The 15,207-nt window shown below is 38.8% G+C and carries 13 protein-coding genes; all 13 read right to left on the bottom strand.

The features are described from left to right. Positions 1-115 precede the first annotated feature (115 nt). The 13 genes from J6O61_RS16445 to J6O61_RS16385 all read right to left on the bottom strand — a co-directional run bounded on the left by J6O61_RS16445 (position 116) and on the right by J6O61_RS16385 (position 15,188). Complete coding sequence (locus tag J6O61_RS16445; RefSeq protein WP_292215366.1) at positions 116-1,024, bottom strand: hypothetical protein; 909 nt, start codon at positions 1,022-1,024, stop codon at positions 116-118. A gap of 479 nt (positions 1,025-1,503) precedes the next feature. After that, on the bottom strand, positions 1,504-1,716 hold the full coding sequence (locus J6O61_RS16440; RefSeq protein WP_292215364.1) for a hypothetical protein: 213 nt from the start codon (positions 1,714-1,716) through the stop codon (positions 1,504-1,506). Between the two features lie 235 nt (positions 1,717-1,951). Next, positions 1,952-2,611, bottom strand: coding sequence for an alpha/beta hydrolase (locus J6O61_RS16435; RefSeq protein WP_292215362.1), 660 nt, complete (start codon positions 2,609-2,611; stop codon positions 1,952-1,954). 133 nt (positions 2,612-2,744) lie between these two features. Further along, on the bottom strand, positions 2,745-3,827 hold the full coding sequence (locus J6O61_RS16430) for a hypothetical protein (protein WP_292215360.1): 1,083 nt from the start codon (positions 3,825-3,827) through the stop codon (positions 2,745-2,747). A gap of 173 nt (positions 3,828-4,000) precedes the next feature. After that, complete coding sequence (locus J6O61_RS16425) at positions 4,001-4,834, bottom strand: YitT family protein (RefSeq protein WP_292215359.1); 834 nt, start codon at positions 4,832-4,834, stop codon at positions 4,001-4,003. Positions 4,835-4,894: 60 nt separating this feature from the next. Next, the gene (locus J6O61_RS16420; RefSeq protein ID WP_292215357.1) at positions 4,895-5,479 is read right to left on the bottom strand and encodes an ABC transporter ATP-binding protein; all 585 of its coding nucleotides are present in this window, start codon (positions 5,477-5,479) and stop codon (positions 4,895-4,897) included. Beyond that, positions 5,476-5,598 carry a hypothetical protein gene (locus J6O61_RS16415; RefSeq protein WP_292215355.1) on the bottom strand — a complete coding sequence of 41 codons (123 nt, stop codon included), beginning with the start codon at positions 5,596-5,598 and terminating at the stop codon, positions 5,476-5,478. Before J6O61_RS16415 ends, J6O61_RS16420 begins: the two co-directional genes overlap by 4 nt. Before the next feature lie 182 nt (positions 5,599-5,780). Continuing rightward, positions 5,781-6,743 carry a methyl-accepting chemotaxis protein gene (locus tag J6O61_RS16410; protein WP_292215354.1) on the bottom strand — a complete coding sequence of 321 codons (963 nt, stop codon included), beginning with the start codon at positions 6,741-6,743 and terminating at the stop codon, positions 5,781-5,783. A 14-nt stretch (positions 6,744-6,757) separates the two neighbouring features. Next, on the bottom strand, positions 6,758-7,813 hold the full coding sequence (locus tag J6O61_RS16405) for an FIST signal transduction protein (RefSeq protein WP_292215353.1): 1,056 nt from the start codon (positions 7,811-7,813) through the stop codon (positions 6,758-6,760). A 153-nt stretch (positions 7,814-7,966) separates the two neighbouring features. Beyond that, entirely contained in the window at positions 7,967-10,030 is a 2,064-nt protein-coding gene (locus J6O61_RS16400) for an oxidoreductase (RefSeq protein WP_292215351.1), read from the bottom strand. A 107-nt stretch (positions 10,031-10,137) separates the two neighbouring features. Continuing rightward, positions 10,138-10,965, bottom strand: coding sequence for a patatin-like phospholipase family protein (locus tag J6O61_RS16395; protein ID WP_292215349.1), 828 nt, complete (start codon positions 10,963-10,965; stop codon positions 10,138-10,140). A gap of 79 nt (positions 10,966-11,044) precedes the next feature. Next, positions 11,045-12,940, bottom strand: coding sequence for an EAL domain-containing protein (locus J6O61_RS16390; protein WP_292215347.1), 1,896 nt, complete (start codon positions 12,938-12,940; stop codon positions 11,045-11,047). A gap of 877 nt (positions 12,941-13,817) precedes the next feature. Further along, positions 13,818-15,188 (bottom strand): sodium-dependent transporter, encoded by a 1,371-nt coding sequence (locus tag J6O61_RS16385; RefSeq protein ID WP_292215345.1) that lies wholly within the window; start codon positions 15,186-15,188, stop codon positions 13,818-13,820. Positions 15,189-15,207 lie beyond the last annotated feature (19 nt).

Genomic DNA, 15,207 nt, shown 5'->3' with positions numbered 1-15,207 from the left:
TCATCTCAATGAACTTGGATAGCCTGTTAAGGCTTTCTTTGTTCCAAAAATTGATTTTGATATTTTCAAGGTACAATTGTTGTTATTTTTTATGCGAAAGCATCGGCTGAAAAAATCAGCCGGTTGCTGAGCATACACTATATAGGTTATGGTTTTCTGCTTCTTCAAGTCTTTTGAATGAATATGTAGCTATACCAAAAAGGACTTTCATCCTTTTATCCAAAGGATCACAAGCCTCATATAATTGCTGAAAATATCCAAATATATCTTTAACAAAAACATAGTATTTTTTTGTATCTGCTCTTTCTTTGTCAAAACCCATAATATATAAATCACACTCCGTTAACTCACTAATTGCACTCCAAAACACATCTAAATAAGTATCATTAGCTTTTTCCATAGTTAAAAGCATTAATTCGCTCGAACGAACCAACGGCCTTATCATCCTCATCTCTTCAGATGAATGCTCCACTAATTGATACTTAAACAGCATATCACCTTGCTCTTTCATCACATGCAACTTTCCGCAGATAATACTATATACCAAAGGGATATACCGTATATCCGTAGCTTCGTTTGATTGATGCCCCATAACCTTTTGCATGCAATCTTGAATTATCTTTACTCTTTCCTCAATCAACATACTATTAGTGAACTTTAGAGCGAACATCGAATCAATTTCGCCTGTAATAACCACCGTTAACGGCGCCAAGCACTCTAATCCTGCATTATCAAATAAAGCGTTAAAAATACATTCTTTTTCAGCTTCGCTAGCCAACAAAAAATCGGACATTCTAATATGCGTTAATGACGTTTTATCCTTTATTATATATAAGATTGGGCTTAATCTTTTAAAGCCTTCTTGTCTACCATATTTATGAAATATTAAAGCTATCCATATATACTCTGGTAATCTTCCATAAGTCCATGATTTATTGTCATCAACGGGATTCATAAATTCATTCCATGGTGAAATAAATTTGCCCTTTTTGAATTTATACGAAGATAATTTTGTGTACTCCACTTTAACAGCCCCCTAAATCGAATATTCTGAGCAACACTCAACTAGCTTCAATTATACAAAAAGCCTGCTGAAGATTAAATCTCCAACAGGCATTATTTTCGTTGTATTGAGTTCAGTGGTAGTTACACTTTACACCATTTTTACGCCATTTTAACATCGGCTTTTATAATAGTTACATCAAGATACATGAAGTTAAGCATTCTCGAAGTCCTGTAAACATAGGGTTTTATCGACTTTCATATCAAATACATCGATTTTTATGAAAACCCTATCGAACTTCGATTCCGAGTTTCATATTATTTCTCCAATTCCCCGTAAATACGGGATTCTTATTTCAAGGCAATAGATTTTACGCAACAATTTATGGTGCCCAAAACATAGAGTATATTACCACATTTTATAGAATATCTCTACTATTGAATAATAGAGATGTAACAAAGCAAGATGTTCTTATTTTTCTCCCGCTCACTACCGGTAAACTATGCCTTACTTTCCTTTACATAGACAACATGAGCCAGCGTATCTTTTAATATCCCTTTGGTAATGTCTATGACATCAGTGAGCTGCGCCTGCCCGTACTCTCCTGCCAGCCAGTCAAGATATGCATACGCTATACATACGGCTGTAAGATCACTTAAAACAAGCTGCTGTTCTTTTGAATATGAGCTGTCATTTTTAAGGTCAACCCTCACCAGCTGGCTGATAGTTGCCTTAAAGGCATCTCTAAATGAGGAAAGATTTTCTTCTCACCTGCAGAAAATCCCTGGTACTACATTATGGGTATTGTGTGCCTGTTCTTTTCTATAAGAGACCTGCTCATATATAGAAAATTACCATTAAAGAAATAAAAAAAGACCTGTTGTTCATATTTCAACATATTAAACAACAGCATTTGACTGTAGGCATGTCTATCATAAGAATGCATGTTTACAAAATCCAAGCAATACCTTTGGCAAGCCTGATATCCGCATCCTTAAAGTGATTGCCGGGATTCATTTCAAAAATTGCATTTATACCTTTGGCTTTGAATTGTTCATAAATTTCATGGGTTTTGTCTTCTACTGTGCCAAGCAGCTTATGCCTTGTATGCGCCTCTTTATCACCAAGGGAAAAATAGACTTTATCGGGCTTTTTGGAAAAGTCATTTTTTTGTGTGTATTCGACAAAATCCGGAAACCACATGGAACCGGAGGCACTTACGGCTCTTGAAAATATATCCGTTTTATAAAGGCTATAGATGGCAAACAGTCCCGCCAGAGAATAACCGGCTATGCCAATATATTCAGGTTCAGTGCCAACGTCATTTTTTATTGCCGGTATTATGCTGTCAGTCAGCTTCTTTAGATATTTATCCGCACCACCTGTGCAGGGACTGTCATTTTTACTTAGAGGCGGACATTCCCACGGTGACATTTCATCATCCCAGTTTATATCGCTTATTACAGCCAGATTTACTTTTTTATCTGTCATAGAACATAGCTCGTTGTAAATACTGCTTCCATTTCCCTGGAATGTATTGGTAATCACAAGGGGAACTTTTTTTCCTTTTTCTCCATATATGTAGATATGTTTTCCTTCAACTATCATTTCCTTTATCCCCTCTTTTTTTATTTATACACAAAATTCATAGTTGCCTTGATACAGAAAAAGGCATATACAAAACATTTTCTGTATATGCCTATAATATCACAATATCAATTGTCAGAAACTCTCCTGTAACTTAAACCTGAATATCTATTGATGAAGCCCCCGCTCCTGTTCCCACATCTATTGATGGAACTGATGCCTGTAAAGCAGGAATCCCTGCACCTGCCCCCATTCCCTGCGGCATGCTAAAGGATGCTGTAAGTGAAGCTCCTGTGCTTCCCATCCCTGGCATGGAAGCATTTTTAGATAATTCATGCTTTATCATATCTTTAAGATATTCCATATTTGCTTTCATGATCGCCTTATCTTCCGATGCGCGGTGTTTCCTTTTGAGCTCCTCAAGGTCTTCTTTACTCATATGAGGATCTACCACTTCCATGGTTTCCATCATCTCCATGACTTCTTCCAGTTCTTTGAGCTGCTCTTCTCCAAACTCTGCGATCATCTCATTAAGATTTCTTAATTCCTCTTCAGAAAAAGAAACACTTCCTTCCTGCATCTGCTCAAGAGCCTGATTCAGCATTTCTTCCCGCGCATCAAATATAGCATCTTCTTTCTCTGTAATCTTTTCTTCTTCGGCAGAGACAACAGCACTTTGCATCTGCACTAAAGCACTTTTCTGTCCGTCAAGTTTTTCGTCCCTTTTTTGTGTATTCTCAACAAGCTCTTCAAGCTCAAGATGGTGCTTCTTTTTTCTTGCCACCATTTCCATGCGTTTAGCATGAGTAAGGGCAATCTGAAGCTCTTTGGCATCTCCTGAACCGGATGCTATTTTTCTTTTTAGCTTTAAGGTTTCTCTTTTAGCAGCAAGAACAGCCTGACCTGCGCTGATAGATGTCTTGGCTTGACGGATCTTTGTTGCCACTTTTTTGTAATTATACTTCTCGGAATTAACAATTTCTTCTTCCTCTGCGGCATCGGGGGTTCCTGACAGTTTTGAAAAGCCATCTGTCTGATTCTTTGACTCGGCATTTTTATACTGTTCCTGTTTAAGGTCTCTTATCATCTGCCTCATCTGCTGAGATATAGCAGGCTTATCATCCTCTGTTATTTTATCCGTAAATTTTGAAAGTGGTGAAGAAACATCCTTTTTTCTCACCGCATAAGACGAAGTGCATAAGGCTTGTTGCATACCCATGTTCTGCTGTATTCTCATGAAACACCTCCCTGTGTCATCAAAAAAGGTCTATTACAGCTTTCATCTTATTTATCGGCAGATTTATATATTATGTTAACCTTCTCCGGAGCATTTTGCAGAACTTTTCAGTAGCTCAAAAGGGTTGCTCCCTCTTGCCTACCGCAAGGCATTCCGTCGAAATTGATTATTCATTATCTAAGAATTTCATCTATGGTGGACACCGTACTAAAACTGCCGGAGTGTATTGAAATGATTTCCTTCATGATCGGCAGTTCAAAATAGCTGATGTAGCAGATAAGCGTATTGTTCTCTCCGGCAATCGCACCTCTTGTATCCATAATGGTACAGGTCTTGTTTAATCTGTCCTTTATGTCTTTTATTATTCCGTCCGGATCCTGAGTGATTATCGTAACCTGCTTGATAGCTTCGAAATTGTCAGTATAATGATCGATAACCATTGTTGCAACCACATAAACAAGAAGGCTTAAAAGTGCTGCAGTTACATCTATTACAAAAAAGACTGTCAGATACACCAGTGCATTGAAAACAAGGAGCACCGGCGTCATACTGTAGTTTCGTCCGGTTTTATCAGAAAGCTTTTTTACGATGATATTGGCTAAAATCTCTGATCCGTCAATACATCCGCCGCTCCTTAGAATAAGCGAAAGCCCGGCTCCGAGAATCGCTCCTCCGAAGGCAACCGCCAAAAAGTGTTCTGTGTTTAGTTCAAAGGGAATTTCTTCAAAAAATTCAAGTCCCAAAGTATAAACAACCGATCCAATCGCTGCTTTTAAAGTAAATCTTTTCCCAAGAAAAACAAATCCTGCAATAATAAACGGAATAAAAACGGCAATCACGCAAATTGACAACTGAAATCCCGTGAGCTTACTTATTATGATTGCAACACCTGCGGTTCCGTAATCTATGGCATCATTTGGAAGCAGAATCAGAGCTACCGAGAAGCTGGCCATTATTGCTCCCAGTATTATAAATATATAAGAAAATAAATCTTTCTTTTTCTTCACTATATTAAATCTCCTCATCTAATCTGATTTTTTATTAAATGATTTTCAATTGTTTAATAATCAGAGGCTTAAATCTATAATTCGTCCAAAATCAAGCTGTGACGTATCTTTTGCTGCTATAACAAGGGAGCCCGATCCCCTCTTATCTTTGACAAAAGAAACTGCTTTTTTTACATCATCTGATTCAAGTCCGTCAAATGGCTCATCCATAATCAGTACATCACTGGGAATACAGCATGCGCGAGCGATACATACCATGCGTCTTTCTGCTTTATTTAATTTACTTACAGGAATATCCAGCTTCTCTGAAGGCAAAAGCTTTAAAAGCTCCTCACGGACAGTTTCTCTGAAAACTTTCTTACTGACCATAGCACAGTTATCCACCGCAGAAAATCCTTCACAAAGCCTGTCCTGTTGAAAAACCACCCCTGCATTTATATATGGATATTTATAATCACCAAGAAGCCCTACTTTTCCGGAATCCGGTTTTTCAAGCCCCAAAATAAGTCTTAAAAGTGTAGTCTTTCCACTTCCTTCTTTTCCCGTAATAATATAATTATGTTCGTCTTCAATATTCAGGCTGAAATTTTTAAGAACTGTCTTACCATCGTATGCCTTGGATACATCTTTTACTTCAATTATCATTTTCTGTTCCCCTTTAGCATACTGATAATTTCAGGAATGTAAATGTACCTGATCACTCTGCTTTTAGGCATTCTGTAAACTGATGCCATCTCCAATAATTCTTTTAGTCTGTTACTCATATTACTATCCCCTTTATGAAACTAAACATTCTCCATACCCTCAATATTATCATATTTCCATTTTTGATTACAAAGAAGTCGTAAAAAATCCCCACAGACAATTGCCCGTGGGGAAAATATCTTATGACCGTTAACTTCTCTTTAGTTCCCAGCCTTTAATAACTGATACATCAGCGCTTAATTTAATATTTTGCAATCGGTTCAATCTGCGAAACCAGATTGTCTATATGTTCAAATACGCTGCTCTTCGTGGTACCGAGCTGATTAACTCTTTCAAGCTGATTAACAAGAGCATCGTACTTTCTGTTGATATCATCAAAATTTGAACCAATCTGATTTAATTCGTCAGAAGCCGCGTCAGCTGTGTCGGAAATTTCCTGCTGAACTGCATTGGCTCCATCTGTACTCTGAATGATTTCATCAAAAGTTTCCCTTGTTTCTTCAACGCCCTGCAAAGACTTATCCATAGCAGCTATGGAATTTTCCATAAGAACAGATATTTTTTCACTCTCCATGCCCGCGTTGTCGATAGAAGCATTAACCTGATCAATCATGACTTTAATCTCATCCGCAAGCTCTCTGACCTCAGTTGCAACTACCGCAAATCCCTTACCTGCAGCTCCTGCCCTTGCAGCTTCAATTGATGCATTAAGAGCCAGAAGATTTGTCTGAGATGCAATACTGATGATTTTCTTCATGTAATCTGAAATCTGTTCAACAGACTGCTTGAAGTTTTCAAAGCCTAAAGCCATATCATCAAAGCTTGCTCTTACTTCATTGGAATTACTTTTAAGCTCATCAACCTTATCCTGCGCATTCTGCACACTGTTTAAAATATTGATCTTAACATCTTCAAATTTGGATGCACTTTGATTAACTTCAGCAAATTTTTCGTTAAAGAGCTCCATTCTCTCTCTAAGTTTTCCATTGCTCTCAATAACATCTCCGATAGCATCACCCATATCGTGAATCTCAGTCAGGGAATTAACTTCATTCTGAACAAGATCTTTTTGGAATGACTTGATGGAATTAGCAATGTAAACCAAAGAGTCCATCTTTTCCGCCATCTTCTCTTTTTCTTCGGCAATTTTATCAGTATTTACGTTAATCTCTTCGTTTTTCTTTTTACCAAACATTTCAAACATATTTATAGTCCCCCTTATTCAAATACCACACATGTCATGGTCTGATTAACAAACTGCGTATTATAGTGTTCGCCAAATCCTACAAGTCCACATGAAGTTCCGAGGGTTCCAATCCTTTCAAGGTATTTGGAAAGACCGCCTCTGTCCTCAAATACAAGGTATCTAAATATGCAATTTACCGAAAAGATAGCCGATACATGACTAAAATCATTTTTTATCTTATTAATGGTTGCCTGCGCCACTTCCGATGGATCGCGCATTTCAAGGATTGTAAGAATATCCGAGTCGTTTATCTGTCTGTATAAAATAAGACCATTTCCGGATACATCCTTAAGTGAAACAATGCAGACATCATCACCTATCATCTTACCAAAAGGATTTTTGAAGGTCTGATTTACAACGTCTGACTCAGGCGCTCCCGTAAGTTCAATATATACCTGCTTGGCAGGACGTCCGTTCAGCTCACCAAGATAGTACTTACTCTTATCCGTTTTGGATGCAATAAGCTGGGTATTATCCCTTGGAGCATAAATATTTTCCTTATACGTCTTTACCTTGCCGCCATTATTCTTTACTACGGCATAGGCCATACCATCTTCATATATCTTGCCATTTACAGATACTTTGCCGGCATCTCCTGTAGCTCCCATAACCTGAAGATTGTATTTTTCCACAAGTGAAGAAAGTGTTGTCAAAACCGCAGCATCATTAGCTGAGCAAAAATCAATGATTGCTGTATTATCTTTGCCCGGTCTTACCTCTTCAACATCCTTTTTGATTCTTCCTATGTATCTGGCAGGTGCTTTTGATACATTCTCCAAAACGCCGGTCTTAACAGTCACTCCGTCAGTAAACGCAGTGATTGCAACACCATTTTCAACAACCGATGTATCGTATCCCATGGCAACGCATCCAATACTTGGAACTCCGGGATAGAGCTTCTCCAATGTTTCTACATTTGCCTCAAACTTGTCAGCATTGCTCATCATCATAATGAGTTTAGGTGATACAAGCCCATTTACAGCTTCCGAAACGCTTCCTTGAATATTTTTTCCATAAAAGGTTTTCATAGAGACTCTCCTTGAATAATATTTTCTTAAGGCACCATTATTATTTTAACATTTTCATGGAAAAAAACCTCTGGTAGTTATCAATTTTTCACTTAAATTTATGTTAAATTTTAATAAACCCCTTGTTATCAAAACAAGAGGTTTATAATTAACTCAGATTCTCATGGCAACTTCGTAGGCTCTCCAGATAACACTTCGTAGATTACCTATCTGTTTACAGTCACCTATAAAATCAATATTGCTGGTTCTGTCGCTGTCCTTAATCAACGGTGCCGGAATGTAACCTGCCGAGCTTATAACGCTGTCACATTCAATCTCTATTTCTTTTCCGTCTTTTGTTTTGCAGATAATACTTCCATCCTTCACCTCTTTTAACCCTGTTTCGAGATAAACCGGAACTTTATGAAGTGCAAACCACTCTCTTAAGTATGAACTGTTGGCAAGGCAAACTCCCGTTTGGGAAATCAGATCGTCTTTCATTTCAACGATAACAGGCTTTTTCCCCTGAAGTGCCAGTTCATATGCAATCTCACATCCTGTAAGGCCTCCGCCAATTACTGCTACAGTTTCTCCAACTTCCTTCCCTGTAAGGAATTCGCAGGCTTCTATCATCTTCTCATGACCCGGGATACTTTTTAATATCCTTGGCTTTGAACCTGTGGCAATAAGAATATCGCTTTTTCCAAATTTTTTCAGATCGGTTATCTCTTCTTTCAAATGAACTTCAATTCCAAGTTCATCTATTTTTCTGATATACCATGTCAAAAGATCCCTCAGCTTACCCTTGTAGGATTCTGCGCTGGCTGCAATAAATGTTCCGCCAAGTCTGTCATTCTTTTCATATATGACAGGTTCATGACCTCTTAACTTAAGAACTCTTGCAGCTTCCATTCCACCTATTCCGCCGCCTACGATATAAACCTTTTTAGGGTGCCTGGTAGGTTTTATATGGTGCTTATCCTTCTGCATTGTCTCTGCATTAACGGCACATCTGGCAAGATGCAGGGAATCAGAAAGTTTCTGATCATTGGGAACGCCCTTGTAGTGGCACATGTTAAAGCATCCATTGTGACACAAAATACATGGTCTTATATCATCTTCATTGCCTGCCATTAGCTTTGTAACCCACTCAGGATCAGCAAGGAACGGTCTTGCAAATCCCGCGCCATCAAGTTTTCCGTTTTTTATGGAATCTGCTGCTACTTTAGGGTCAAGTCTTCCTGCACATACAACCGGAATATCCACATATTCTTTCAAATTCTCTACATCACTTAAGTTGCAGTTTTCAGGCATGTAGATTGGCGGGTGCGCCCAATACCAGGCATCATAAGTGCCGTTGTCGCAGTTTAGCATATCGTATCCTGCGTCCTGAAGATACTTTGCAGCTTTTTTAGATTCTTCAAAATCTCTTCCTGCCTCTACATAATCTTCTCCGGGAAGAGCGCCTTCTCTAAAGCCTTTTGTCTTGGAAACTACACTATAGCGGAGTGAAACCGGGAAGTCTTTTCCACAGACTTTCTTGATTTCTTTTACAATATCCACGGCAAATCTGTATCTGTTCTCAAAGCTTCCGCCATATTCGTCAGTTCTTTTGTTTACATAGGGAAGGGTAAACTGATCAAGAAGATACCCCTCATGAACTGCATGAACCTCTACTCCATCCACTCCTGCATCCATTAAAAGCTTAGCAGTCTTTCCAAAGGCTGATACATATTCTTTTATCTCATCTACGGTAAGTGCTCTTGAAGGGAGCTTGTCTGACCATCTGTTAGGTGACGGACTTGCCGAGGCAGTTATCTTGTCAAGATCCATGAAAGGCTTGGACAATACTCTTAAAGCCTTATTGTTATATAAAGTTTCCATCATGGAACTAACGGTAAAAGATCTTCCAAAGCCTGCTGTAAGCTGCACAAAAAGCTTGGCTCCCGTCTCATGGAGCTTTGGCATCCACTGCGCCAGTTCCTGATACATTTTTTTATTGCTGTAGAGCCACTGTCCAAACATAGGATTGTACACCGGCTGGCATCCCGGAAGTACAAGTCCTGCATTATTTTTGGCAACTTCCATAATGAAATCGGCACCGGCTTTATCAAAGTGGTTTTTTTCCATCCATCCAAATAAATCCGTTCCGCCCATAGAAGTCAGAACAATGCGGTTCTTAATCTCAACATTTCCTATCTTCCATTTTGTAAACAAAGGATTATATCTCTCATCCATAGCCAAATAATCTCCTCCAGTAACACAAGTTTAAAATCTATCTAAATCCATCCGGATGCTGATACCGTAACTCGTCAAAAGACGCCCCGGACGATATCATGCTCCATTTATCTGTTTAAGTATTTTAGAGCAGCTTCTCTTCCAAGCTGATATACTCTTTCAAGTTCATCGGGATTTTTCTCAACAGGACTGACATTGAGCGGCTTTAATGGTCTTATGACTTCAATCTCGCCCCTTTCCTCTTTTTCCCGGATATATCTCTTTTCCTCATTGTACATGAGGTATCTCTCTTCCATGCACTTTATCATGTTTGGATATTTTCTCAGCATCAATCTGACAAGTGGCATGTATTTTTGTTTTTCCTTGACATAATCTCTTGGCTGAGTTTCTATTACAAGGATTTTGTCATACCCAAGACCTTCCATGAACTTAAGGGGGATTGAATCGGATATTCCACCATCCAGATATAATCCGCCATCAATCTCTACAGGTCTTGATACCAAAGGCATCGAAGCAGACGCCTGTATCCACACAATATCGCTTTTCTCGCCGGTCTCACACTTGTGATAGACAGCCTTTCCCGTGTTTATATCTGTTGCAACACAGTAAAACTCCATCGGATTGTTCTTAAAAACATCAATGTCCCATTTATCCAGCTTATAGGGAAGCTCATCATAACAAAAAGAAACATTGTAAATATCTCCGGTAGTTATCAAAGACCTTATACTGTGATATCTATAGTCTGTGCAATACTTTTTATTGTATCTTAAAGCTCTTCCTATCTGCCCGGACTTAATATTACATCCAAAGGTTGCTCCCGCAGATACCCCTACAGCTCCGTCAAAAGATATCCCGTTTTCCATAAGGACATCCAAAACGCCACACGTAAACATTCCACGCATAGCGCCGCCTTCCATTACCAAACCTTTTTTCATAGAAAAATACCTCTCAAGAATAAGAGCCGTCCTTTTAAAGGACAGCTCTTTTAGCTGACTATATAATTTTATCATATTTCTATGAATATTTTTCTACAAATTCATCCATTGTAAGAGCTTTTGAGAAATAAAAGCCCTGCAGGTAATCGCAACCAATTTCTGCCATCATCCATGCCATATTCTCATCTTCAATGCCTTCTGCCGTAATACTAAAGCCAAGATTTTTAAATGTAGAAATCATATTGGGAAGCATCTCATCGGGATGTTTGGAATATTCCCACACAAGGCTCATATCAATCTTTACATTGATAAAAGGGCACTTCCTCAGCCTTGCGAGATTAGAATATCCCTTTCCGTAATCATCAAGTACAAAATAGAATCCGCTCTTTTGTATATTCTCAATTTGCTTAAGAAGCAGTGTTTCATCTATCAGCGATTCCTCCGTTACTTCCAAATGGATATATTTGGGATTAATCCCGGTCTTCGCAATGATTGATGCCAGCTGCTCATCAAGATTCTGCCTCATGAACTGAATAGGCGAGAGGTTCACATTAATCCAATTCACTCCTAGCTTACTCAAATCATTTTGTGAGATAAAATTACAAACCCTGTCAAGAACCTGTTCTCCAAGCTGATTTATTCTTCCATTGCGCTCCGCTATTGGGATAAAACTTCCTGGTGGAATAATATTGCCCTCATCATCTCTTATCCTTGCAAGGGCCTCAGCTCCGATTATTTTATGGTTTTTGGCATCTACAATCGGCTGTAAAAATGCTTCCACAAGGTTTTGCTCTATTGCTTTTTCCAGATTTCTTTTTATAAGCGTTTCTTTTTCACTGCTGATAACATCTCTTCCATCTATTGCAATAAAATCTTCACTCCCGGCATTCGCAACTTTTTCAAGGCTTTCTGCAAGAATATTAAAAACTGTATCAGCGCTTTTTATATGATTGCCCAGATCAATATAAACCATACTGACATCAAGAAAAAGCTCTGCATCAGGAGCATTCCAGGGACTATCAAAACGTTTTTGAATCTTTTCCTTCATCGTATCAAGGTCAAGCTCCAGATCATCTCCGTCAAGGATCACAAAACGTCCGCTTCTGTAATAAAAAATTTCCATTTTAGGGAAGCTTTCTATTAAAAACGAACCTATCATATCAATGCCGGCATCCATCTGCCTCGCACCGTATATTTGCCTGATATCCCGATAGTTATGGATAGCAAATGCCAAAATCTTGTATGGTTTTACTCCATTGATTTCTTCAAGGTATTGCCTTAGTGCTCTGCTGTTAAATATTCGTGACCGTTTTTCAAGATAAAAATCAGGGTTTTCGAACGAGAGATACAATATAGTCACTGCCAGTACACAAAAGGTATTCATCATGAGTACTCGTGGAGCGAGCAGTCGGAATATAGTCCCGATAAAAAGTAGCGTATTACACCAATATAAGCTTATTCTCTCCCTTTTCTGAAGAGCATGCTTCCCTTCGCCCAAAACAATAATAATGGAAAGGGCTATATAAAGCCAAAAAACCAGGTAAAGCACTCTGTAATACGGACCGGAATGATAGCCTTTTTCATCTACACTATAAAGAAGCCCGGTCCACGGACTGGTAAGTGCCATTATTATGCTAAGCTGAAGTGGAATCCGTTTTAACATTGAAAAATATATGTCATTACAAAAGTCCGGCTTTACCACAGTAGTCGTAAACAAAAAGAAAACATAAGCTCTTAAGAAAAACAACGAAAAGAACAAAGAATTTATAATCTCAACAACGCCTTTGGAAAAATCCATATAATGCATATCTACCCATGACGAAAGCAGGTTAAAAATAATTGTAGTTACCTCTATGAGCAAAAGCATTATAAATGTGCGATTCATCTTATTTGGTACTCTTGGCAAAAAGAAATAGTATCCAATAAAAAGAATCAGCAAAAGCAAACTTGGAATTGCATAGCTTAAATCCCACATAAAATATCTCCTGAAAATACTGATATTTGGAATGCTATTACGCAGATTTCAAACCCATTATAATGATACCACTTTTGAGAGCACAATTCCATATTCAGAACACTTATGCATGTTATTTAGTTTACCAAGTGTGCCTCTATTGCCTTAACATCTTTTATACAAATCCAAAGCCTGATTTTCTTTCATTTTCTTCCCAAACTCCCAACTTACCGCTGCGGGGGCGATGCCATATGTGCTTTTTTCGCGTCTAAGAGCGTTTTGAAGTGTCCATGAGCGTTAAATTTTCTTGATTTTAATCCTGCTTTGTCGCAACATGTTTGAGTATTCAAGCGTTTTATGCCCTTGTGCGCAGGGCAGTTTCGTTTTGCTTCAGGCACGAAAATGAAACTTTTCTATGTGCTCATGCAGCTTTTCTTTAATGCGCATGCTTTAACGAAAACTCGCAGGGCAAAAATGCAGATAAATCGGTCTGGGTGCTACGCACCTATGGCAGAAAAAGAGGCTTTTTCCAAACTTATAAAAGCTTGGAAGAAAGCCTCTTTATTTCTGCCTATATGCCCACAAAGTGGGCAAGACTGATTTATCTGTATTTTTGTCCTGCTCAGACAATCGTTTCCGCATGCGCTGACAAAGCTGCCTATGAGCACAAGAAAAATGGCATTTTCGCGAAATCAGCAAAGCCAAAACTGCCCTGCGCACAAGGGTACAAAACGCTTGAATACGAGTTTTGTGACATAGGATTAAAATTAAGAAAATTAAATGCCATGAACACCAAAACGCGAAACGATAAGAAAAAAGCACATATGGCATCGCCCCCGCAGCGGTAAGTTGGGAGTTTGGGGACGGGTGCCGAAAGAAAATCAGGCTCTACTAGTTGTCACGAAAAGTATGTGATCAGACCATAAATCACGAGAAAGCCGATTACTATCGGAAGAACATACTTGAAGTACCAGCTGAGTTTTCTGCTTACTTTAAGTCCTTCTCCGTTGTTTACTTCATTGATATAGTTATCAAATCCCCAACCGTATTTTGTGGTACAGAATATACAACATATAAGCGCCCCTATCGGAAGCATCAGATTGCTGAGTATGAAATCCTCCAGATCCATAATAGTATTTCCTGCCTTTAAAGGTTGGAAAGACTTCCACACATTAAATCCAAGTGCACATGGTATGGAGCCGACTGTTATGATAATCCCTGCTATCATGGAAGCTTTTTTCCTGTGCATACCATGTATATCAATGAGAAAACTAACATCATTTTCAAAAACACCAATCATAGTTGAAAGTGCCGCAAAGTACATAAATAAAAAGAACAGGCTCCCCCATATCCTTCCTGCCGGAAGAGATACAAACACGTTGGGCAGAGTAAGAAATATAAGACTTGGTCCGCTGTCAGGTGCAACCCCATAGGCAAAGCATGCCGGAATAGTAATAAAGCCTGCTACTACAGCTACAAAAGTGTCAAGTCCCGCAACAAGTATCGCTTCACCGGCAAGACTTCTTTCCTTGGCAATGTAGCTGCCAAAAATTTCCATACTGCCTATTCCAAGGCTGAGTGTAAAAAAGCTCTGATTCAGTGCAGCATATAAAACTTTTCCGATTCCTACATTTCTGACATTGTCCATATTGGGCTTTAGATAAAAAGATATTCCTTCACTTGCCCCCGGAAGAACAATTGAATTGATTCCCAAAACAATCATGATACAAATAAGTGCTATCATCATTATTTTGGTAACCTTCTCCACGCCGTTCTGTAGTCCCAGCGAGCATACAATTACTGTAATGACCATAGTGATCACCATGTAGAATATCATTACAAGAGGATTATCCATCATGCTCTGATAGATGCTCTTTACATCGCTTGTAGAAGCCTTATCAAAGCCACCTGTCACCATTAAAACAAAGTATCTGAGCATCCATCCGGAAACTACCGAATAAAACATAAGCAGGATGTAATTGCCTGCCATAGCCATATATCCCACCAAATGCCATTTGGTTCCTGTTTTTTCAAGCATTTTGTAGGCCGGCATTATACTCTTTCTGGAAGCTCTTCCCATGGAGTACTCCATAGTCATGATCGGCACTCCAAGGATCAATAAAAACAACACATAGAATAAAACAAATATTCCTCCGCCATTTTCTCCAACCATATATGGGAATCGCCACACATTTCCAATGCCTATTGCACATCCGGCGGACAGAAGTATAAATCCCAATCTGCTCCCCAAATTTTCACGTTCTTTCATCGCTTTAAACCCCTAAATT

This window comes from Butyrivibrio sp. (genome assembly GCF_017635265.1).
In the GTDB taxonomy this organism is placed as follows: Bacteria; Bacillota; Clostridia; order Lachnospirales; family Lachnospiraceae; genus Butyrivibrio.
The sequence above is the reverse complement of the archived record's forward strand: the minus strand, read 5'-3'. Positions and strand labels throughout refer to the sequence as shown.

Coding starts and splice junctions, on each gene's coding strand:
- J6O61_RS16435 (WP_292215362.1), bottom strand. CDS start 2,611: ATGATAGTTGAAGGAAAACATATCTACATATATGGAGAAAAAGGAAAA.
- J6O61_RS16430 (WP_292215360.1), bottom strand. CDS start 3,827: ATGAGAATACAGCAGAACATGGGTATGCAACAAGCCTTATGCACTTCG.
- J6O61_RS16420 (WP_292215357.1), bottom strand. CDS start 5,479: ATGATAATTGAAGTAAAAGATGTATCCAAGGCATACGATGGTAAGACA.
- J6O61_RS16415 (WP_292215355.1), bottom strand. CDS start 5,598: ATGAGTAACAGACTAAAAGAATTATTGGAGATGGCATCAGTTTACAGA.
- J6O61_RS16410 (WP_292215354.1), bottom strand. CDS start 6,743: ATGTTTGAAATGTTTGGTAAAAAGAAAAACGAAGAGATTAACGTAAAT.
- J6O61_RS16405 (WP_292215353.1), bottom strand. CDS start 7,813: ATGAAAACCTTTTATGGAAAAAATATTCAAGGAAGCGTTTCGGAAGCT.
- J6O61_RS16400 (WP_292215351.1), bottom strand. CDS start 10,030: ATGGATGAGAGATATAATCCTTTGTTTACAAAATGGAAGATAGGAAAT.
- J6O61_RS16395 (WP_292215349.1), bottom strand. CDS start 10,965: ATGAAAAAAGGTTTGGTAATGGAAGGCGGCGCTATGCGTGGAATGTTT.
- J6O61_RS16390 (WP_292215347.1), bottom strand. CDS start 12,940: ATGTGGGATTTAAGCTATGCAATTCCAAGTTTGCTTTTGCTGATTCTT.
- J6O61_RS16385 (WP_292215345.1), bottom strand. CDS start 15,188: ATGAAAGAACGTGAAAATTTGGGGAGCAGATTGGGATTTATACTTCTG.